The sequence below is a fragment of the Amycolatopsis sp. NPDC058340 genome, assembly GCF_042723975.1.
Classification (GTDB): domain Bacteria; phylum Actinomycetota; class Actinomycetes; order Mycobacteriales; family Pseudonocardiaceae; genus Amycolatopsis.
On sequence record NZ_JBHXIB010000026.1, the window covers coordinates 78,234 to 98,697 of the forward strand.

The 20,464-nt window shown below is 69.6% G+C and carries 16 protein-coding genes; 5 read left to right on the forward strand and 11 right to left on the reverse strand.

The window, feature by feature from the left end; all coding sequences use genetic code 11:
• The 3 genes from ACFWIW_RS25945 to ACFWIW_RS25955 are packed head-to-tail and all read right to left on the reverse strand — an operon-like array spanning window position 1 to window position 2,559.
• A complete protein-coding gene (locus ACFWIW_RS25945; RefSeq protein WP_378370831.1) occupies window positions 1-828 on the reverse strand; it encodes an ABC transporter permease in 828 nt (275 codons plus the stop codon).
• Window position 829: 1 nt separating this feature from the next.
• Complete coding sequence (locus ACFWIW_RS25950; protein WP_378370832.1) at window positions 830-1,645, reverse strand: ABC transporter permease; 816 nt, start codon at window positions 1,643-1,645, stop codon at window positions 830-832.
• Entirely contained in the window at window positions 1,645-2,559 is a 915-nt protein-coding gene (locus ACFWIW_RS25955) for an ABC transporter ATP-binding protein (protein ID WP_378370852.1), read from the reverse strand. The genes ACFWIW_RS25950 and ACFWIW_RS25955 overlap by 1 nt, the downstream gene beginning before the upstream one ends.
• 118 nt (window positions 2,560-2,677) lie before the next feature.
• Here ACFWIW_RS25955 and ACFWIW_RS25960 point away from each other — a divergent pair, with 118 nt between their 5' ends.
• Complete coding sequence (locus ACFWIW_RS25960; RefSeq protein WP_378370833.1) at window positions 2,678-3,685, forward strand: M14 family zinc carboxypeptidase; 1,008 nt, start codon at window positions 2,678-2,680, stop codon at window positions 3,683-3,685.
• 53 nt (window positions 3,686-3,738) lie between these two features.
• Here the strand turns inward: ACFWIW_RS25960 and ACFWIW_RS25965 are convergent, their stop codons facing one another.
• From ACFWIW_RS25965 to ACFWIW_RS25980, 4 genes are all read right to left on the reverse strand, one after another.
• Window positions 3,739-7,083, reverse strand: a complete 3,345-nt coding sequence (locus ACFWIW_RS25965; RefSeq protein ID WP_378370853.1) for a phosphodiester glycosidase family protein — start codon at window positions 7,081-7,083, stop codon at window positions 3,739-3,741.
• A 127-nt stretch (window positions 7,084-7,210) separates the two neighbouring features.
• Window positions 7,211-7,954, reverse strand: coding sequence for a maleylpyruvate isomerase family mycothiol-dependent enzyme (locus tag ACFWIW_RS25970; RefSeq protein ID WP_378370834.1), 744 nt, complete (start codon window positions 7,952-7,954; stop codon window positions 7,211-7,213).
• A gap of 55 nt (window positions 7,955-8,009) precedes the next feature.
• Window positions 8,010-8,420: a nucleoside-diphosphate kinase gene (gene ndk, locus ACFWIW_RS25975; RefSeq protein ID WP_005158515.1), complete on the reverse strand. Its 411-nt coding sequence runs from the start codon at window positions 8,418-8,420 to the stop codon at window positions 8,010-8,012.
• Window positions 8,421-8,484: 64 nt separating this feature from the next.
• Window positions 8,485-8,832, reverse strand: a complete 348-nt coding sequence (locus tag ACFWIW_RS25980) for a winged helix-turn-helix transcriptional regulator (protein ID WP_378370835.1) — start codon at window positions 8,830-8,832, stop codon at window positions 8,485-8,487.
• Window positions 8,833-8,944: 112 nt separating this feature from the next.
• Between ACFWIW_RS25980 and ACFWIW_RS25985 the strand changes: the two genes are divergently transcribed.
• On the forward strand, window positions 8,945-9,838 hold the full coding sequence (locus tag ACFWIW_RS25985) for an NAD(P)-dependent oxidoreductase (RefSeq protein WP_378370836.1): 894 nt from the start codon (window positions 8,945-8,947) through the stop codon (window positions 9,836-9,838).
• Here ACFWIW_RS25985 and ACFWIW_RS25990 read toward each other — a convergent pair.
• Window positions 9,792-11,342 carry an alkaline phosphatase D family protein gene (locus tag ACFWIW_RS25990; RefSeq protein WP_378370837.1) on the reverse strand — a complete coding sequence of 517 codons (1,551 nt, stop codon included), beginning with the start codon at window positions 11,340-11,342 and terminating at the stop codon, window positions 9,792-9,794. The two genes, ACFWIW_RS25985 and ACFWIW_RS25990, sit on opposite strands and share 47 nt — an antisense overlap.
• A gap of 158 nt (window positions 11,343-11,500) precedes the next feature.
• Here ACFWIW_RS25990 and ACFWIW_RS25995 point away from each other — a divergent pair, with 158 nt between their 5' ends.
• Window positions 11,501-13,885, forward strand: coding sequence for a penicillin acylase family protein (locus ACFWIW_RS25995; protein WP_378370838.1), 2,385 nt, complete (start codon window positions 11,501-11,503; stop codon window positions 13,883-13,885).
• A gap of 55 nt (window positions 13,886-13,940) precedes the next feature.
• On the opposite strand, the gene ACFWIW_RS26000 is transcribed toward ACFWIW_RS25995, so the two are convergent.
• Both ACFWIW_RS26000 and ACFWIW_RS26005 read right to left on the reverse strand, forming a co-directional pair.
• Complete coding sequence (locus tag ACFWIW_RS26000) at window positions 13,941-14,336, reverse strand: DUF4233 domain-containing protein (RefSeq protein ID WP_378370839.1); 396 nt, start codon at window positions 14,334-14,336, stop codon at window positions 13,941-13,943.
• A complete protein-coding gene (locus ACFWIW_RS26005) occupies window positions 14,333-16,009 on the reverse strand; it encodes a bifunctional folylpolyglutamate synthase/dihydrofolate synthase (RefSeq protein WP_378370840.1) in 1,677 nt (558 codons plus the stop codon). Before ACFWIW_RS26005 ends, ACFWIW_RS26000 begins: the two co-directional genes overlap by 4 nt.
• Before the next feature lie 70 nt (window positions 16,010-16,079).
• Between ACFWIW_RS26005 and ACFWIW_RS26010 the strand changes: the two genes are divergently transcribed.
• Complete coding sequence (locus tag ACFWIW_RS26010; RefSeq protein WP_378370841.1) at window positions 16,080-16,709, forward strand: class I SAM-dependent methyltransferase; 630 nt, start codon at window positions 16,080-16,082, stop codon at window positions 16,707-16,709.
• Window positions 16,710-16,816: 107 nt separating this feature from the next.
• Window positions 16,817-17,692, forward strand: coding sequence for an SGNH/GDSL hydrolase family protein (locus ACFWIW_RS26015; RefSeq protein WP_378370842.1), 876 nt, complete (start codon window positions 16,817-16,819; stop codon window positions 17,690-17,692).
• Window positions 17,693-17,775: 83 nt separating this feature from the next.
• Here the strand turns inward: ACFWIW_RS26015 and ACFWIW_RS26020 are convergent, their stop codons facing one another.
• Entirely contained in the window at window positions 17,776-20,409 is a 2,634-nt protein-coding gene (locus ACFWIW_RS26020) for a valine--tRNA ligase (RefSeq protein WP_378370843.1), read from the reverse strand.
• Window positions 20,410-20,464 lie beyond the last annotated feature (55 nt).

Below are 20,464 nucleotides of genomic sequence, written 5' to 3' on the forward strand. Positions count from 1 at the left end.
TCAGCGCAGCAGGAGCTTGCCGAACCGCTTCGAGGACGCGTAGATCCCGACCGCCGCCAGCGCCACCAGGTACGCCACGTTGCCGACCATGCCCCACGACAGGACGCCCACCGAGAGCCCTCGCATCAGCTCGATGCCGTGGTACAGCGGGAAGATCTGCACGATCCACTGGATTCCCGCCGGATACACCGAAAGCGGGTAGAACGTCGTGGAGAACAGGAACAGCGGCATCAGCACGAGGTTGATGTAGTCGAACTGCGACACCGACCGCAGGAAGGTCACCAGCACGATGCCGATGGCCGAGAACGCCATCGCGATCAGCAGCGCCGCCGGGATCATCAACAGGGCCCACCACGACCCGGGCAGCCCCATCACGGTCATCACGCCGAGGAAGGTCGCCGAGTAGATCCCGCCGCGCAGCACCGACCAGCCGACCTCGCCGAGCGCGATGTCCAGCGGCCCGATCGGGGTGGCGAGCATGGCGTCGTACAGCTTCGCGTACTTGAGCTTGAAGAACAGGTTGTACGTCGAGTCGAGGATCGCGCCGTTCATCGCCGACGCCGCCAGCAGGCCGGGCGCGACGAAGGCGACGTAACTCATCACCTGGCCGCCGGGCCCGACGACCTCGCCGACGAGCTTGCCGAAGCCGAGCTGGAAGGCCATCAGGTAGAACAGCGGCTCGAAGACGCCGGACACGAACAGCATCCAGGCGTGCGAGTACGTCAGGAAGGTGCGCTCCAGCACCGCCGTCGACCGGCCGCTGTACAGCGCGGACGGCAGGACGCGCAGCAGCACCCCGCGGCGCGGGGCTTCGGTGAGCACCGCCATTTCAGACCACCAGCCGTCGGTAGAAGTACTTGTGCGCCAACGCCCAGCCCGCCCCGGCCAGCACGATCAGGAAGGCGAGGTGGCCCAGCGTGGCGAGCGGGCCGACGGTGCCGAGGCTGACCGCCCTGGCGGCCTCGTTGCCGTGCCACAGCGGAGAGATCCAGGCGATCCACCTCAACGGGGCGGGCAGTTCGCCGATGGGGAAGAACGTGCCGGAGAACAACGTCATCGGGATCAGGATGAACCGGAACACCAGGCCGAACCGGGTGCCCTCGTCGTAGGTGGTCGCCGCCAGCGCCATCACCGGGGTGCCGCACGCGATGCCGGTCAGCGTCCCGATCAGGATCACGGCGAGAACGCCGAAACTGGTCCAGGACCCGAAGAGCGCCGCGATGACGGCGTAGATCACGCCCGCCAGCGTCAACCTCAGGCTCACCCACATGATCTGGCTGCCGAGCACCTGCCCCGGCGTGATCGGAGTGGCGGTGACGGCGATGTAATCCTGCTGCCACTTGAAACCCGACAGCACCGGGTAACTCGACTCCCCCACCGCCAGCTGCGCCGCACCGGCGACGAGCAGCGCCGGGGCGACGTACTCCAGATAGGAGAACCCGCCCGTCGCCGCGCCCGCCTGGACCTGCGAGCCGAAGCCGAGGCCCATCGCGGCCAGGAACAGCACCGGTTGCAGGCCCGTCGAGTACAAAGTGGACACCCAATACCGGCGATACCACATCCAATGGCCCTCGACCCGCAGCCAGGCTCCCGCCCAGCGCGAGACCACACGGCCCGTCGACGCCTTCGTCTGCGCTGTGGTCATCAGTCCACCAGCGTCCGGCCGGTGAGGCGGAGGAAGACGTCCTCCAGCGAACTGCGGCGGACCAGGCTCGACAACGGACGCAGCCCGCGAGCGTGCGCCTGTTCGAGGGTGGCCTCACCGGTCATCGTGTACAGCAGGACGCGGTCCGGCAGGACCTCGACGCGTTCGGCGAGGCCTTCGATCCGCTTCGCGGCCGCCTCCTGCTCGCCGTTCGGGAAGCGCAGCTCCACGACCTCGCGGGTGGAGTACCGGCTGATCAGGTCCGCGGGCGAGCCTTCGGCGGCGATCCGGCCGTTGTCCATCACGACCAGCCTGTCGCAGAGCTGCTCCGCCTCGTCCATGTAGTGCGTGGTGATGATCAGCGTGGTCCCGCCTGCCTTGAGCCGGAACAGCCTGTCCCACAACAGGTGGCGGGCCTGCGGATCCAGCCCCGTGGTCGGCTCGTCGAGCAGGAGCAGCTCCGGGTCGTTGACCAGGGACCGTGCGATGGTCAGCCGCCGCTTCATCCCGCCGGAGAGCGAATCGACCTCCGCGTTCGCCCGGTCGGTGAGCTGGGCGAACTCCATCAGCTCCTCGGCCTTGCTCCGCACGTGCGCGCGGGAAAGCCCGAAGTAGCGGCCGTAGATCTGCAGGTTCTGCCGGACGGTGAGCTCGGTGTCGAGATTGTCCTGCTGCGGCACGACGCCGAGCCGGGCGCGGATCCTCGGCCCCTCGACGTCCGGATCCATCCCGAGGACCCGCAGGTCGCCGTCGGTGCGCGGGGAGACGCTCGCGATCATCCGCATGGTGGAGGACTTGCCCGCGCCGTTGGGCCCGAGGAAGCCGAAGGCCTCCCCCGGGCGGACCTCGACGTCGATCCCGCGTACGGCCTCGAAATCGCCGAAACGCTTGACCAACGCCTTCGCCTGCACCATCGCCGATTCGTGCTCCGAGTCACCCACGGTAGGCACCCTAGGACCTGCCACCGACAAAACTCGACCGGTTTATCCCGGCCCTTGTCGGCCGTTGCCCGCTCGTCGATACTCACCGACCATGAGTCTCAAGCCCAAAATCGCCCTGTTGTCCGTTTTTGTCAGCGCCGGGCTCCTGGTGGCTCCCGCGGCGCAAGCGGCCGAAACCGGCCGGGCCGTCGACCCGCGTCCGTCCACCGCCAAGCTGGCCTTCGAACTGCACAAGCTGGCGGCGCTCAGCCACGGCAGGATCCGGGTGGACCAGATCGGCCGCAGCAACGAGGGCCGTCCGGTGTGGGCGGCCAGGGTCGGACACGGCAAGACCCGGATCCAGTACGTCACCCAGCAGCACGGCGACGAGCCGCTCGGCACCCCCGCCGCGCTCGAATTCCTGCGCGAGGTCGGCGTCGGGAACAGCGCGTGGGCGCGGAAGCTGCTCGCGAAGGTGACCGTCGACATCGTCGTGCGCGCCAACCCCGACGGGCACGAGCGCGACTGGCGCTACAACTACGACCCCGACGCCACTCCCGAATACGGTGAGAAGGGCAAGGGGTACGACATCAACCGCTATCACGACCCGGCCGTCGCGCCGGAGGACAACCCGGCCACCGAGGCGGGCCTGATCCAGCGGCGGAACGCGGCGTTCAAGCCGGACATCATGGTCGATTACCACATGCAGGGCCGTTACCGGGACGCGAACGGCCGGGAGATCACGGCTTCCACGATGTGGCCGACGCATCCGGGCGTGAAACCGTCCGATGTGGACTTCGCGAAGCAGATCGCGGTCGTGGTGCAACGGTCGATCGACGGTAACGGCGGCTATGTCTCGCAGTACCCCGGCGGTGACTACCAAGGCATCGCGCGCAACGGGTACGGACTGCTCGGCAACGGCAGCGTGCTGATCGAGCTGAGCCTCATCCCGGAGCGGGAACAGCAGCAGATCCAGGACGCGCGGGCTTCGATGCTCGCGATCGCGCGGGCCGCGGCCGACGGTTCGGTGCGGACGGTGGATCCGGCCGACGCCGAGACGATCCCGCCGCGGGGTCCGGCGCTGCCGGGGACGGTCGAAGAGGCGCACGAAGCCGCCTGAGCCTCGTGAGTGGTAAGGACGGTTCTAACCGTCCTTACCACTCACGAGGTCGTTCAGCGGACGGTGACCGAGAGGCTCTTCGTCACCCCATTCACGGTGACCGAGAGGTTCGCGGTCCCCGGCCGCAGCGCGGTCAGCACCCCGCTCGCCGGATCGAACGACGCGACGTCCCAAGGCATCGCCGGCCGGAATCCGCCGGCGACATGCGTACCCCAGCCGCCCTTCCAGTCCGCGCTGACCGGGTACGAAACCGGCACCTGACGCGCTCCCTGCGTCACCACGGCCCGGATGTCCGCCTTCTCCCCGCGCGCCAGCGACGAGGGCCCGGACAGCGTCAGCGCGTCGACGTTCGGCCGCGTCTCGAACCGCACCGGCTGCGCCTTGTCGCCCGGTTCGAACCGGACCATCGTCCAGCCGACGAACCCGCCGTCACCCGGAGCCGCCGCGGGCGACTTCCCGGAGTTGCCGTTCACCAGATACGGCACGCCGTCGACGCGCGAAAGGTTGAAAACGCCCGCGTGCGAAGCGATCGCGGCCGTCTGCTTTCCCGACTCGCGTTCGAAGGCGGTCAGCCAGCCGGTCAGCATGGCGGCTTCCTTGCGGTCTGCCAGCTGTGAATTACCGGTCGGGCTGGGATCCTTCACCGGATGGTGCATCGCGACGACCACGCCGCGAATCCTCCGGTCCGCCTTCGCGCCGTCGAGCGCCTCGCGCAGCATCCTGATCTGGTCGAACCCGCCCGCGCGCAGCGATCCGCGCGAGGAATCCATCAGCACCAACCGGATCCCGGCGATGTCGGCGACGCGATGGGTCTCCCCGAACGCCGCCTGGAACTCCGCCAGACCGTGTCCGCCGTCGGCCTCGTGGTTGCCCGGAACGTAGTACCAGGGCGCCTTGCCGACGAGCTCCTCGTCGATGATCGACTTCGCCAGCACGAAGTCGGCGGCCGTGCCCCGGTCGACGAAATCGCCGTTGATCAGCACGAGATCCGGTTTCGCCGCCACCGCCTCGCGCAGCGCGCGCCGCGCCTGGGCGACCAGCGGGCCATTCGGCTGGTCGGCGGTGAACTGCGCGTCGCTGACCACGGCGATCCGCAGGCCGCCGGTCGCGGCACCGTCGGTGATCAGCGCCGGATCACGCGGCGCCGGATCGGCGGGGACGGCGGCCGCGGGCGCGACCTCGAAGGTGAGGTCGTCGAAGACCAGGCGTCCTTCGTACTGCTGGGCGGGAACGTTCTCGACGGCGTAGAACTTCGTCAGCCGCTGCCCGTCGGGGAGCCCGGCCGGGATCGCCGCGCGGACGTAACGCCAGCCCGTCCAGTCGACACTCAGCGACAGGTCCACGACGGACGGGACGTTGGCGGCGTCACGGAGTTCCGCCCGCAGCCAGGCGCCCTTCGCGTCGCCGTTGACCCACAGGCCGACCCGCTGGGTGCCCGGCGGCAGCGCGATCGGCGCCGCCGAGTTGACGTACGCCGCACGCGTGGCGTTGGTCCCGTTCAGCCGGTAGTCCAGCGCGAGACCGCGTCCGCCGTCACGGCCGGGGGCCTCGGAAAGCGCGGCGCCGACGACGGCGGGGAAGACGCTGGCGGTCCAGCCCGCCGGGCCGTCCAGCGGTGCCGCCACCCGGGATTCCGTGCCGACGGAAGCCGCCAGATGCGTCACCTTCCCGCCCGCGGTGGCGGTGATCGCCGAAGCGCCCGACGCCTTCAGCGCGGTGACCGCGAACCCGTCACCGGACGGTTCGATCTTCACCACCGCGGGGTCGTAGTCGAGTTTGACGTCGTCGGGCTCGATCCACGTTCCGTAACCGTCGGCGTCGTAGCCGAAGACCTTGAACGTGCTCTTCGCGCCTTCGCCGGACAACGCGACCTGTTCGGTGCTCGTGCCCAGCCGGACGGGTGACCCGAGGACGTTCAGCGTGGTCTTGCCCATCACTCCGCCGCGTTTCGCGTAGACGTCGACGTTCGCGGGCGCGTCCGGCCGGAGCCGGTCGGCGTGCGCGGTGAACAGGCCGCCGGTCACCGTGCCGCGCAACGGATTCGTGCTGAGCCACTGGACGTGGGCGTCGACGGCGGCGCCGGTCTCGTCGTGACCTCCGGCGACGAGTTTCCGTGTCAGCCCGGAAAGCACGCGCGTCGCGTCGGTGGTGTCCTGCGCGGGAGCGGGCGCGAATCCGGTCAGCCGCCCGCTTCCCGGCACGGTGGCGACGCCGATCCCGTTGGGCACCAGGCGTTCCCCGCCGTCCGACGGCGAATTGCGCACCAGCGGCGACTTCTCGCCCTCTTCGCGGGCGAGCATCGTCGACGAGCCGCCGCCGTCGAGGTTGATGGCGTCGTCCGCGCCGAGCGACTTCATATGCCGCGCGAGTTCGAGTTCGGTCATGCCGCGGCTGTCCGCCTGGCGGCCGTCGACCGTGGCCAGCCACATCTTCGTGCCGTCGGCGGAGAACCCGACCGCGGTCCGGGGGTGCATGGCGACGTTGTCGACCGGCTGGACGGCGCCGTCACGCAGCAGGACCTTGTTCCCGCCGACCGACACGGACAGCTTGCCCGCGTCGCTCTTCGGCGCGTACGCGACGCCCACTTTGTCACCAGGCTTCAAGCCGGACAACGAATCGACGCCGCCGTCACGGGCGAGCAGGATCGTCGCTCCCGCGGCGATCGGGCCGTCGGCGGGCTGTGGCCGCACCTGCGTGACCACGCCGCCGGAGACCTCGATCTCGACGACGCGCTTGGCGCCCGCGACCGAGGTCCGCCGCGAGGACGCGCCCCACAACGGGGTGTAGACGCCGATCGCGTCGCCGCTCAGCACAGGGCTGTTGAAGTTCGAGGCGGGCACGACCTTGCCGCCGGGCAGGGTGACCGACGCGTCGAGAAAAACCTCCGCGAGCCGTGCCTTGCCTTCCTCGGTGATCGACGCGGTCAGGTTGTGGCCGCGCGCGGGCGCCGTCTGGAGGTTACCGGCGTCGATACCGACGCCGATCGGCGCGCCGGACGCGTTGATGTCGAAGAAGTCGCCGTTGACCCCGGCGACCGCACCGGCCCTGGCGACCTGCTGCGAAAGCGGTGTCCGCGCGGAAACCGTGCCGGGGCTGAGGTATGCCGGCTTGAGGGTCTTGCTGGTGAGGTCCACGGCGAGGGTGTCGCCGCGGATCCAGCCCGCCGGGTCGTACCGGTCGAACTCGGTGAGGCTCAGCCCCGGCGCCACCCGCGAGGTCGCGCTGGTGGTGACGAGGCCGTCGTCGGGCGCCGCCACGGCGTACGCGGACGGCCCCTCCTTCGCCGAAGAGGCCGCTGGGGCGGCTTCGACGGGCGCCGGGCCGAGCGGAGCGGCCAAGGGATCGGCGTACGCCGGTGGGGCGACGAACAATCCGGGCAGCAGGGCAGCGAGCAGCAACAGGCGTGAATTTCTCACGAATTACCCCACGATCGAGTGATAGGCAGCATCGCTCAGCACAGCGGACGCGAGCCGCCAGGAGAAGACCCCGAGGTGAACGTGAACCGAACGGCGTAGGGCGCGAAGGTCAGGGCGTGAGAGGCCCGGCGAGGAAGGTCTTCGCCGCCGCGGCGTCACCGGTGATTTCGAGACCCGCCCCGTCGAGCTCGATGCGTTGCCACAGCAGCAAGTCCAGCGCTTCGGCGGTCCCCGCGACGACGGCGCCGGCGGCTTCGGCGAGGTCCGCCTGCCGCGAGCCGGGGACGTCGGTTTCACCCGGCGGTGTGATCAACCAGGCGTGTCCGGTGTCGGATGTCTTCAGCAGCAACGGAACGGTGACCGTCGGCGGGGTGTGCCAGCGCTTCACCTTCGGCAGCATGCCGAGGAGGACCTCGTCCACGCCATCGGCGGCGAGGGACGGGTCCAGTGCGTATCCGGTCCCTGCCGCGCGGTGCGCGTCGAGCAGGTGCACCGCGGTCTCGTGGACCTGGCGGCGGAACCAGAAGGACTTGGTCTTGTCGGCGGCGGTGAAGTTCCAGGCGCCGTCCTGGGGAGATGCCTCGCGCAGCGCTTCGATGAGTTCGTCCGCGCTTTCGCGGTACCAGGCGGCGAGATCCCCGCCCGGTTCGGCTTCGAGGTCCTGCGGGGCGGGGTCGCCGGTGCGCACGATCCCGGCCGCCCAGCGGTGGACGTTGCCGAGGTGGACGACCAGGTCACGCAGGCGCCAGTCGCCGCAGCACGGCACGGGCGCGGCGTGGTCCCCGGTGCTCGCGACCCGCACGAAACCGGTGGTGAGCTCCCGCAGGCGCTCCAGGTACTCGTCCGGTGTCATCGTGGCTCCCCAGGTTCGTGGACGGCGCGGCGCTCCCGCGCCGTCCACGAGTGTGTCAGACCTCGGGGAACCAGAGCTTGAGCTCGCGCTCGGCCGACTCCGGGGAGTCCGAACCGTGCACCAGGTTGTACTGGGTCTCCAGCGCGAAGTCGCCGCGCAGGGTGCCCGGGGTGGCCTTCTCGACCGGGTCGGTGCCGCCGGCGAGCTGGCGGAAGGCGGCGATGGCGCGCGGGCCCTCGACGGCGATCGCGACCAGCGGGCCCGAGGTGATGAACTCGAGGAGGTCGCCGAAGAACGGGCGCTCCTTGTGCTCGGCGTAGTGCTCCTCGGCGACCGAGCGCTCGACGGTGCGCAGTTCGAGGGCGGCGAGCTTCAGGCCCTTGCGCTCGATGCGAGCGATGACCTCGCCGACGAGGCCGCGCGCGACGCCATCGGGCTTGACGAGGACCAGCGTGCGTTCAGTCACGGCGGTATTACTCCTTGGGTGGGATTCGTGCTATTCGCCCGGAGCCTACTGGGTGCTTCACCGCTCACTTCACGTCGGACCAGGGAATGGCCTCGATGCGGTCGAGGTGCTCCTCGCCCCACTCCCCCAGCACGGCCATCGCGGTGTTGAGGGAATCCCCGAACTCCGTCAGCGAATACTCCACTTTCGGCGGAACCTGGTGGTACACCTCGCGATGCAGCAGTCCGGTGGTCTCCATCTCGCGCAGTTGCAGGATCAGCACCCGTTCGCTGATACCGGGCACCGCGCGCCGCAGCTCCCCGAAACGCAGCGGCCCGTCCTGGAGCGCGAACAGGATGAGCCCTTTCCATTTGCCGCCGACGACGGCTATCGCGGCGTCGAGGCCGCAGGTGAACGTGCGGTTCTTGGTCATCGCTCCACTTACCTTTTTGTCGGTACCCGGCAAAATAGTAGGTACTTGATCGAATGTACGCGACAGCCCAGCATGGAGTCATCCCGAAGATTTCCTTTGACTGGAGCGAAAAATGCCGAAGACACCGGTGACCGTCGTGGGCCTCGGTTCGATGGGCTCGGCCCTCGCGGGCGCTTTCCTCGCGGCCGGGCATCCGACCACCGTGTGGAACAGGACGGCTTCGAAGGCCGATCCTCTCGTCGCCCGCGGGGCGAATCGGGCCGCGACGGCCGACGACGCGGTGCGGGCGAGCCCGTTGACCATCGCCTGCCTGACCACCTACGAAGACACTCGAGCGGCACTGGATGCGGTTTCGCTGACCGGACGCGCTTTGGTCACCTTGAACAGCGGTTCACCGGCGGAGGCGCGCCGGATGGCCGAATGGGCGAAAGAGCACGGCGCGCGATACCTCGACGGGGCGATCAAGAACGTGCCGTCGGCCGTGGGCGCGCCGGACACGCTGCTGTATTACGGCGGCGACAAGGCCGTTTTCGGCGAATACCGGGAAACGTTGCGGGTGCTGGGCGGCGACACCGTCCATCTCGGCGGGGAAACCGATCTGGCGGCGTTGTACGAGACGGCCGTCGGCGGCACCCTGCTGCCCGCGCTGGTCGGGTTCTTCCAGGGTGCCGCCGCGCTGCGGTCGCGCGGGCTCGAAGCCGGAACGATGTTGCCCTACGCCACCAAGTGGTTCGAGATGATCATCTCGGTGCTTCCGAGCCTCGCCAAGGAAATCGACAGCGGCGACTACTCCGCGCCCGCGTCCTCGGTGGACATCTTCCACGCCGGCGCCGCCGCCGACCTCGGACTGGCCGAGGAGGGCGTCGACGTCGCGTGGCAGCTGCCGATGCACGACCTCGTGCGGCGGGCCGTCGAGGCGGGGTATGGCGATCGCAGCATCTCGGTCCTGACCGAACTGCTCAGCGTTGGGGCCGCAGGGTCTTCGACCACAGCGACGCGCCCGTAGCGTCCCTCAGGTCGACCGTGAGCGCGCCGCTCCGTCCGTCGATGTTCACCTCTCCGAAGTGCTGGAAGCCGTCGGCCGGCGAGGTGTTCGCGGCGGGCGGGGCGTGCACGAACACCGCTTCCGGCCCGAAGGTGGGGTCGAGCTTGTTCGGACCGAACGCGCCGGCGTTGAGCGGACCGGACACGAACTCCCAGAACGGATCGAACTCGGTGAAGGAAGCGCGATCCGGCGAGTAGTGGTGCGCCGCGGTGTAGTGCACGTCGGCGGTCAGCCAGACGACGTTGCGCACCCGGCGCCGCGAGATCTCCCGCAGCACCCAGGCGAGTTCGGTCTCGCGGCCGCCGGGCGCGCCGGGAAGGCCGTTTGCGACGCCCTCGATGGCCTTGCCGTCCGGGACGGTGAGACCGATCGGGAGGTCGGCCTGGACGATCTTCCAGGTGGCGGTGCTGCGGTCGAGCGCGTCGACGAGCCAACGGGCCTGACGGTCGCCGAGGATCCGGCCCGGCTTGGTCTGGTCCGAGGTGTTGGCGTCCTTGTAGGTCCGCATGTCCAGCACGAAGACCTCGGCGCGGGAACCGTGCCGGAAGTTGCGGTAGACGCGGCCGTCGACGGCCTGGCGCCGGTCGATCGGGTGCCATTCGTGGAACGCCTGGAACGCGCGGGCGGCGAGCACGTCGACACGCTTTTCGGTGTATTCGGGGCGGTCGTCGAGCATCTCCCCTGGGTACCAGTTGTTGACGACTTCGTGATCGTCCCACTGGACATAGGCGGGCACATTCGCCGTGAAGCGCTTGAGGTTCTCGTCGAGGAGGTTGTAGGCGAACTGGCCGCGGTACTCGTCGAGCGTCTCGGCGACCTTCGCCTTCTCCGGGGTGACGATGTTGCGCCACACGCGCCCGCCGGGCAGCGCGACGGTCTCGGTGAGCGGGCCGTCGGCGTAGACCGTGTCTCCACAGTGGAGGAACAGATCGGGACGGCGGTCGGCCATCGCGCGGTAGATCGTCATGCCGCCGAGTTCGGGGTTGATGCCCCAGTTCTGCCCGGCGACGTCGCCGGACCACAGCAGCCGGACGTCCGAGCGGCCGACCGGGGCGGTGGCGAAGCGCCCGGTGACGGCTTCGCTGCTGGTGCGGCCGTCGAGGTCTTCCGCGGTCACGCGGTAGTGGACTTCGGTCCCCGGCGGCAGACCCGCGACGCGGACCTTGCCCGTGCCGCCGGTCTCCGGGCTCATCACCGGGCCGCGCACACGGCGTGCGTGCCGGAACGACGGATCCCGGGAGACCTCCACGATCAGCCGCGACGGCCGGTCGGCGCGCGACCAGACGATGCCGGAACCGGTGGTGACGTCGCCGGACTGGACGCCGTGGGTGAGCACCGGGCGGTCGCGGCGGAGCAGCGGGACGGCGTTCGCGGTGCCGGGGAGGAGCAGGCCGCCCGCGACCGCTCCGGCGCCGGTGAGACCGGCTTTGAGCAGCGTGCGGCGGTTGTGGTGGGTTGCGGTCATGGCGCGGTTCTATCCCGTGGTCACGGCCGGTGGGCCAACGGCGGTTGACCTGGTGATGAACGAACGGGCGGTAGCCGGCTCAACCGTTCGGTCGATGTCTCCCCGTGTCCGCGCAGGTACTTTCGATCACGGGGATGGTCGATCCGGATGGGGGAACGATGCGAAGATTCCAGCGCGGTCTCGTGCTGCTCACCGCGGCCTTGGCGGTATCGGGCCTGACGACGGGCGTCTCGTCGGCCGACGAGCTGGGCCGGTCCCGGGCGGTGATCCGCTACACCGAGTACGGCATCCCGCATATCGCGGCGAAGGACTTCGACGGGCTCGGCTACGGCTACGGGTTCGCCGCGGCCAAGGACAACATCTGCGAACTCGCGAACACCTATCTGACGGTGTCCGCGCGCCGATCCGCGTACTTCGGCGCCGGTGGCCAGGGCAATCCGGCGATGAGCGAGGCGGAGAACAACCTCGACAGCGATCTGCACTTCCAGCGGATCAACGACTCGGGAGTGATCGAGCGGCTGCTCGCGCGGCCCGCGCCACACGGCCCGCGGGCCGAGGTCCGGGAGCTGGCGGCCGGCTACGTCGCGGGATACAACGCCTACCTGGAACAGACCGGCGTCCAGCGCATCACCGATCCGGTGTGCCGTGGCGCGGACTGGGTCCGGCCGATCACCGAGCTGGACTTCTACCGGCACTTCTACGCCATCACCTCGGTGGGCGGGCAGGGTCTGCTCGCGCCCGACCTCGTCCGCACACAGCCTCCGTCCACAAAGGACACTCCAGCCGCCGGCCCGGAGTCCGCGCCGAAGATCGCCGACGGGCTCCGGAAGACCATGAAGACCGGCGAGCTCGGCAGCAACGGCATCGCCGTCGGCGGCGACGGAACGAAGTCCGGCGGCGGCCTCCTGCTCGGGAATCCACACTATCCGTGGCAGGGCGGGCGCCGGTTCTGGCAGTCGCAGCTGACCATTCCCGGCCGGTTCGACGTCGCGGGCGGAAGCCTGCTGGGGCTCCCGCTCCCGCAGATCGGCCACAACGCCGACGTCGCGTGGACGCATACGGTGTCGACGGCGATCACGTTCGGCCTCTTCGAAGTACCGCTCACCCCCGGCGACCCGACGACGTACCTCGTCGACGGCAAACCGGAGAAGATGACCGCGCAGGAGGTCAAGGTCGAGGTCCGCGAGCCGAGCGGGGAGCGGCGGCAGGTCGCCCGCACCTTCTACGGGACGCGATACGGCCAGGTGATCGGTTCGGCGTTCGGCGTGCCAACGCCTTGGACGACGACATCCGCGCACGCGCTGCGAGACGGCAACGCCGGCAACCTGCGCGGCCTCAACACCTGGTTCGAACTGGCCGGAGCACGCGGCACCACGGACGTCGCCGACGCGCTCGCGCGCACCCAAGGCGTCCCGTGGGTCAACACCATCGCCGCCGACCGGGCGGGAAACGCGCTGTACAGCGACATCCAGGTCGTCCCGCACGTCACCGACGAGCGGGCCGCGAACTGCGGGACCCCGCTCGGCCGGGCTCTCTTCCCCGGCTCCGGCGTCTCCGTTTTGGACGGTTCGAAATCGTCGTGCGACTGGGGTTCCGACCCCGGCTCCTTGGAACCGGGCCTGTTCGCGCCGTCCCGGCTGCCGCTGCAGCAGCGCCGCGACTACGAACTCAACGCCAACGACAGCGCCTGGCTCTCCAACGCCCGCGCGCCGATCGCACCGCTCCCCCGCATTGTCGGCTCGACCGGCACCCAGCGGTCGGACCGGACGAGGGAAGCACTGATCGCCACCGAAGAAGGCTTGGCGGGCAAGGGATTCACGCCGTCGTCGATGAAGGACATGCTGTACCGCGACCGAAGCCGCACGGCCGAACTCGCGGCCGCCGACACGGCGAAGATGTGCGCGGCCTTCCCCGGCGGGGAGGCTCCGTCCACGTCGGGACCGGTGCCCGTCGGCAACGCCTGCGCGACACTGGCGTCCTGGGACCGCACGTTCCGGCTCGACAGCCGGGGCGCGCTCTTCTTCGAGCGGTTCGCGGACCGGATCGGCGGGCTGCGGGGCATCTGGCAGGTCCCGTTCGACCCGAATCGGCCGGTCACCACGCCGAACACCCTCGCGACCGGGAATCCCGGCGTGCAAAAGGCTTTCGGTGACACGCTCGCGGAATTCCGGGCCAACGGCATCCCGGTCGACGGCAGGCTCGGCGACCACCAGACGGTGACGCGGGCCGGGCAGCGGATCCCGATCCACGGCGGGCCGGGCGATCTCGGCGTGCTCAACGTGATCACGGCGCAGTGGGATCCGGCGCGAGGCAACCACGAGGTCGGGCACGGATCCAGCTACGTGCAGGTGGTCGGATTCAGCGGGAAGGCCTCTTGCCCGGACGTCTCGACGATCATGACCTACTCGCAGTCGACCGACGTCACGTCACCGCATTTCGCCGACCAAACGCGGTTGTACTCGCGGGGCGGCTGGGTGCGGGGACGCTTCTGCGCCGCGGACATCGCGCGGTCGCCGGAGCTGAAGGTGGTGAGGCTGCGGTGACAAAAACCTCGTGAGTGGTAAGGACGGTTAGAACCGTCCTTACCACTCACGAGGCCTACTGGGCCTGTTGCTGGCTCGGCAGCGTTCCGGCCGCCATTCGCCGCGCCACATCGCGGCGCAGCCACAGCAGCCACAGCCAGATCCCCAGGAAGATCACGCCGAGGATCGCCACGGCGGGCAGCGCGACGAAGAAGGCGATCAGCGCGACCTGCAGCACCAGCACGGCGGGCACGGCCCAGGGCTTCTTCAGGAAACCGCACAGCACGATCAGCGCGACCGCGATGACGATCACCGACCAGCCGGTGAACGAGCCGACACCGCCGCCGAGTTTCGCCACCACCGGCAGCGCGAGCGCGACGGTGATGCCCTCCATGATCAGGGAGCCGGCCATCACACCGCGGAAGGACTTCATCGGGTCCTTGGCAGGCGGCTTCGAGGTCTCGTCGGTCACGCCGGCTCCTTACCGAACAGGGTCCTGGCCTCGCCCGCGGTGACGACCGAGCCGGTGACCAGCACACCGCCGCCCGCCAGCGGCTCCTCGGGGTCGTCGCTCTGCTCGACGAGGCCGATGGCGGTCTCGATCGCGGCGTCCAGGCTGGGCTCGGCCACGACCCGGTCTTCGCCGAAGATCGAGATGGCGACGTCGTTGAGCTCGTCGAGCGGCATCGCGCGCGGGGACGAGTTCTTGGTGACGACGATCTCGGACACCACCGGTTCGAGGGCGTCCAGGATGCCTCGGGCGTCCTTCTCCGCCATCACGCCGACCACGGCGGCGAGACGGCGGAAGGCGAACTCCTCGGCGACGGTGGTCGCGAGCGCCTTGGCACCGTGCGGGTTGTGGGCGGCGTCGAGCAGCACGGTCGGTGCGGCTCGGACGCGCTCCAGCCTGCCGGGGGTCTCGACCTCGGCGAAGGCCTCGCGGACGGCCTCGATGACCAGCTGCTTGTCCTTGCCCGCGCCGAAGAACGCTTCGACGGCGGCCAGCGCCAGAGCGGCGTTGGCGGCCTGGTGAGCGCCGTGCAGCGGCAGGAAGATCTCGTCGTACACCCCGCCGAGGCCCTGCAGTTTCAGCATCTGCCCGCCGACGGCGACCTCGCGCTCCAGCACGCCGAACTCGCTTCCGGCGCGGGCGACACTCGCGTCGACCTCGATGGCGCGTTCCAGCAGGATCTTCTGGACCTCGGGCTCCTGCTCGGCGATGACCGCGACGCTGCCGGGTTTGATGATCCCGGCCTTCTCCACCGCGGCTTTGGCCGGAGAGCCACCGAAGTACTCGACGTGGTCGACGCCGATCGGGGTGATGACGGCGACGTCGCCGTCCACGACGTTGGTGGCGTCCCAGGAGCCGCCGAGCCCGGTTTCGATGACCGCGGCTTCGACGGGCGCGTCGGCGAAGGCGGCGAACGCCATCCCGGTGAGCACCTCGAATTTGCTCATCGGCACCGCGTCGGGCCCGCCCGCGTTGTCGACCATGGTCACGTATGGCGCGACATCGCGGTACAGGTCGACGTACGCGGCCGCGGAGATGGGGGCGCCGTCGAGCGCGATCCGCTCGGTGACCAGCTGCAGATGCGGGCTCGTGTACCGGCCGACGCGCAGGCCCATCCGGGTCAGCAGCGCGTCGATCATCCGGGTGGTCGAGCCCTTGCCGTTGGTCCCGGCGACGTGCAGCACCGGGTACCCGCGGTGCGGTTCACCCATGAGGTTGACCAGGGCCGCGATCCGCGCGAGGGACGGCTCGATCTTGGTCTCGGGCCAGCGCTGGTTCAGCTCGGCCTCGACGGCGAGCAGTTCGCGGCGCGCCTGCTGCCCGTTGGGGTCGGACGGGGCGAACTCGTCGCCCTGGTCGTCCAGTTCGTGCAGTTCCACGTCCTCCGGGGCGACCAGGTCCGGCACGGGGCCGAGCGCGAGGTTGTCCCCCAGCTGCCCGATCCCGCCGATGCCGCCCCGTGAACCGCCGCCCGCCTGGTACGCGGCGTCGGGTGCGTCCAGATCCGGGTCGGTGTCGTCGGACGGATCGTGGGCGCGGGCCCCCAATTCGTCGACACCGGCGAAACTGTCCAGATCTGCCAGGTCCGGGGATTCCCTGAAATCTTCGGAATCCCGGCCGTCACCTCGCGGCACGAACTCTCCTCTTAGCCTTGCTACCTGTCACGCCGAGTCTACGTGCGGCTTTTCCTGGCACTCTCGACGCATGGGGTTCAACCACAACGACCACTATCACCCGCTGCTGCTCGACCAGTTGCCTCCCGGCCCCGGCGTGGCGCTGGACGTGGGCTGCGGCAGCGGCCGGTTCGCGCGGCGGCTCGCGGCGACCGGGATGCACGTCGAGGCGATCGACCGGTCCGGTCCGATGATCGACCTCGCCCGCGCCGCCGGCTCGCCCGGCCCTGGCACGATCTCGTACCGGCGGGCCGACGTGGTCGCCGAGAAACTGCCGGACGAGGCGTACGACTTCATCTCCTGCTTGGCGATGCTCCACCACGTGCCGTTCGACACGGTCACGAAGCTGCGTGACGCGCTGGTCCCCGGCGGTGTGCTCGCCGTGCTCGGCCTCGGCAGGCCCAGCACCTTCGCCGACTACGCGCGCGCTCTCGTGGCCTCGCCGGTCAACGCGCTGGCCAGGGTGGTCGTCTACGCGGGCGACCGGCTGAACGGCGGCGCCGATCCCTTGCCGACGGCGCCGATCGTGGAGACCTTCCCGCCGATGAACCGGGTCCGGCGCGACGCGGACCGCCTGCTGCCCGGGAGCAAGGTCCGGAACCTGCTCTTCTTCCGCTACCTCCTCGTCTACCGGCGGCCGGAAGTCGATCACCCGATGTGACACCCCAAGCGGGTGAAACCACCGCTCGTCCACCCGATCGGCGGCCCCGTCCCGGCCGGATCCGGTTCATTTTTGAGAGGCCATCCAGTCCGGAGATCGGGGTTCTCATGCGCTACAGACGCGTCCTGTTCGCGGCCGTCTCGACCGTCGTCCTGCTGATCGCCTCCGCCACGGCGGCCACCGCCACCACGCGGTCATACCGGAATTACGTCGCGCTGGGTGATTCCTACACCTCCGGGCCGCTCATCCCGCTCCCCCGCCTCGATCCGCTCTTCTGCGGCAAGTCGACGCAGAACTACCCGTCGATGCTCGCCGCGGCGCTGCGGGTCCGTTCCTTCACCGACATCAGCTGCGGTGGCGCCGACACCACCAACATGACGCGACGGCAGAGCGTCACCCTCGGCAGCAACCCGCCCCAGTTCAGCGCCCTGCGGGCGAACACCGACCTGGTCACGGTCGGGATCGGCGGCAACGACTACGGCGTCTTCGGCACGCTGGTCGGCACCTGCCCGGCACTGCGGGCGAGCGATCCCACCGGGAACCCGTGCCAGGAGAGGTTCACCGTCGGCGGCGTCGACACCATCAAGGCCAAGATCGCCGACACCGGCAAGAACGTCGAGAAGGTGCTGGCCGGGATCCACGCCCGCTCGCCGCGCGCCGACGTGCTCGTCGTCGGCTACCCGCGGATCGCGCCGGAACGCGGCTACTGCCCGAAGATCCTGCCCTTCGCCGAGGGCGACTACGCCTGGCTCAACGACGTCGAAAAGGCGCTGAACTCGGCGATCGAGAAGGCCGTCGCCGCCGATGGCAAATCGACCTTCGTGGACACCTTCGGTCCGTCGGCCGGGCACGACGCCTGCGCGAAGAACGGTGCCGCGTGGATCAACGGGCAACACACGAAACTGCTCGCCGCGGCGGCTTACCACCCGTACCGCACGGGGATGGCGGGCGTGGCCGCGGTGGTCCTCAGGCACCTCCGCTGAGCCACCGAGCAGGCGCCGGTACCGAGCCGCTCGGGTCTCGTGAGTGGTAAGGACGGTTAGAACCGTCCTTACCACTCACGAGGTCAGGAGGCGGGAAGGGCGGCCAGCCGGGCGTTGATGCGCTCGATATCCGCGACCGCGGTCTCCTTGCGGGCCCGGATCTTGCCGATCACCGGCTCCGGCGCCTTGTCGATGAAGGCCTGGTTGCCGAGTTTGGCCTCGGCCTGCGCCAGTTCCTTCTCCGCCGCGCCGAGGTCCTTCTGCAGGCGCTTGCGCTCCGCGGCGACGTCGATCGTGCCGGACAGGTCCAGCTCGACGGTCACCACACCGGCCGACAGCCCGACCTCGAGCGACGCGCTCGGCGCGAAGCCCTCTTCGGGCTGCGTGAGCCGGACCAGCGAGCGGACCGGCTCGTCGTGCCCGGCGATCTCGGCGAACCCGTCGCCGGACAGCCGCGCGGCCACCTTCTGGCTGGGCTTGAGGCCCTGGTCCGCGCGGAAGCGGCGGACCTCGGTGACCAGCTTCTGCACGTCCGCGATCCGCTTGTCCGCCACAGGGTCGGCGTACGAGGCGTCGGCCACCGGCCACGGGGCGATCACCAGCGACTCGCGGCCGGTCAGCGCCGTCCACAGCTTCTCGGTGATGAACGGGATGAACGGGTGCAGCAGCTTCAGCACCGTGTCGAACACGTGCCCCAGCACCGCGCGGGTCGCCGTCACGCGGGCCTCGTCACCCTGGAAGACCTGGACCTTCGACAGCTCCAGGTACCAGTCGCACAGCTCGGTCCAGGTGAACTGGTAGAGCGTGTCGGTGGCCTTCGCGAACTGGTAGTCCGCCAGGTAGCCGGTGACCTCGTCGACGACGTTGCCGAGCCTGCCGAGGATCCAGCGGTCGGCCTCGGTGAGTTCGGCGGACGGCGGCAGCGGGGCGTTCGCGTCCGCGCCGTTCATCATCGCGAACTTGGTGGCGTTCCAGAGCTTCGTGGTGAAGTTCCGGGAGCCGGCGACCCATTCCTCGCCGATCGGCACGTCGGTGCCCGGGTTGGCGCCCCGCGTGAGGGTGAAGCGCAGCGCGTCGGTGCCGTAGGAGTCCATCCACTCGATGGGGTCGACGCCGTTGCCCGCGGTCTTCGACATCTTCTTGCCGAACTGGTCGCGGACCATGCCGTGCAGCGCGATGGTCTTGAACGGCGCCTCGCCGGTGGCGTAGAGGCCGAACATCATCATCCGCACGACCCAGAAGAACAGGATGTCGTAGCCGGTGACCAGCACCGACGTCGGATAGAACTTGTTCAGGTCCGGCGTCTTCTCCGGCCAGCCCAGGGTGGAGAACGGCCACAGACCCGAGGAGAACCAGGTGTCGAGGACGTCCGGGTCCTGGGTCCAGCCTTCACCCGAAGGCGGCTCCTCGTCCGGTCCGACGCAGACGACCTCGTCGTTCGGGCCGTACCAGACCGGGATGCGGTGGCCCCACCACAGCTGGCGCGAGATGCACCAGTCGTGCAGGTTGTCGACCCAGTCGAAGTAGCGCTTCTCCATCTCCGCCGGGTGGACGTTCACACGGCCGTCGCGCACCGCGTCGCCGGCGGCCTTCGCGAGCGGGCCGACCTTGACGAACCACTGCAGCGAAAGCCGCGGCTCGATCGGCTCCTTCGACCGCTCGGAGTGCCCGACGCTGTGCAGGTACGGACGCTTCTCCGCGACGATGCGGCCCTGCTCGCGCAGCTTCTCCCGCACCGCGACGCGAGCCTCGAACCGGTCCATGCCGTCGAACTCGGTGCCGGTGCCGTCGATGCGGCCCTGCTCGTCCATGATCGTGATCATCGGCAGGTCGTGACGCTGCCCGATCTCGAAGTCGTTCGGGTCGTGCGCGGGGGTCACCTTGACCGCGCCGGTGCCGAACTCCGGGTCGACGTGCTTGTCCGCGACGATCGGGATCTTGCGCCCGGTCAGCGGAAGCTCGACCTCGGTGCCGATGAGGTGCGTGTACCGCTCGTCGTCCGGGTGGACCGCGACGGCGGTGTCGCCGAGCATCGTCTCCATCCGGGTGGTGGCCACGACGATCGCGTTCTCGCCGTCGCCGTAGCGCATCGAAACGAGTTCGCCCTCGACCTCTTCGTGCTTCACCTCGGCGTCGGACAGCACCGACCGCAGCTCCGGCGACCAGTTGACCAGCCGCTCGGCGCGGTAGATCAGGCCGTCGTCGTAGAGCTTCTTGAAGATCGTGTTGACGGCCTTGGACAGGCCGTCGTCCATGGTGAACCGCTCGCGGGTCCAGTCCACGCCCTCGCCGAGGCGTTTCATCTGGGCGAGGATCTTGCCGCCGTGCTCGTTCTTCCACTGCCAGACGCGCTCCACGAAGGCCTCGCGGCCGAGCTCGCGGCGGCTGGTGCCCTCGGCGCGGAGCTGCTTCTCGACCAGCGCGTGGACCGCGATGCTCGCGTGGTCCATGCCCGGCAGGTACAGCGTCTCGTCGCCGAGCATGCGGTGGTAGCGGGTGATGGCGTCGATCAGGGTGTGCTCGAACGCGTGCCCGATGTGCAGCGAACCGGTCACGTTCGGGGGCGGGATGACTACCGTGAACGGCGGCTTGTCCGACGTGGGGTCGGCCGTGAAGTAGCCGGCGTCTACCCAACGCTGGTAGAGCGAGGCTTCTTCGTCGGCCGGGTTCCAGGTACCCGGAAGGTCGGTCTGCTGCGGCTGGGCGTTCTCGGTCACAGTTGACAAGTCTACGAACCTCCTCCACCGACTTCCTCACCGGCCGTAACGCCCG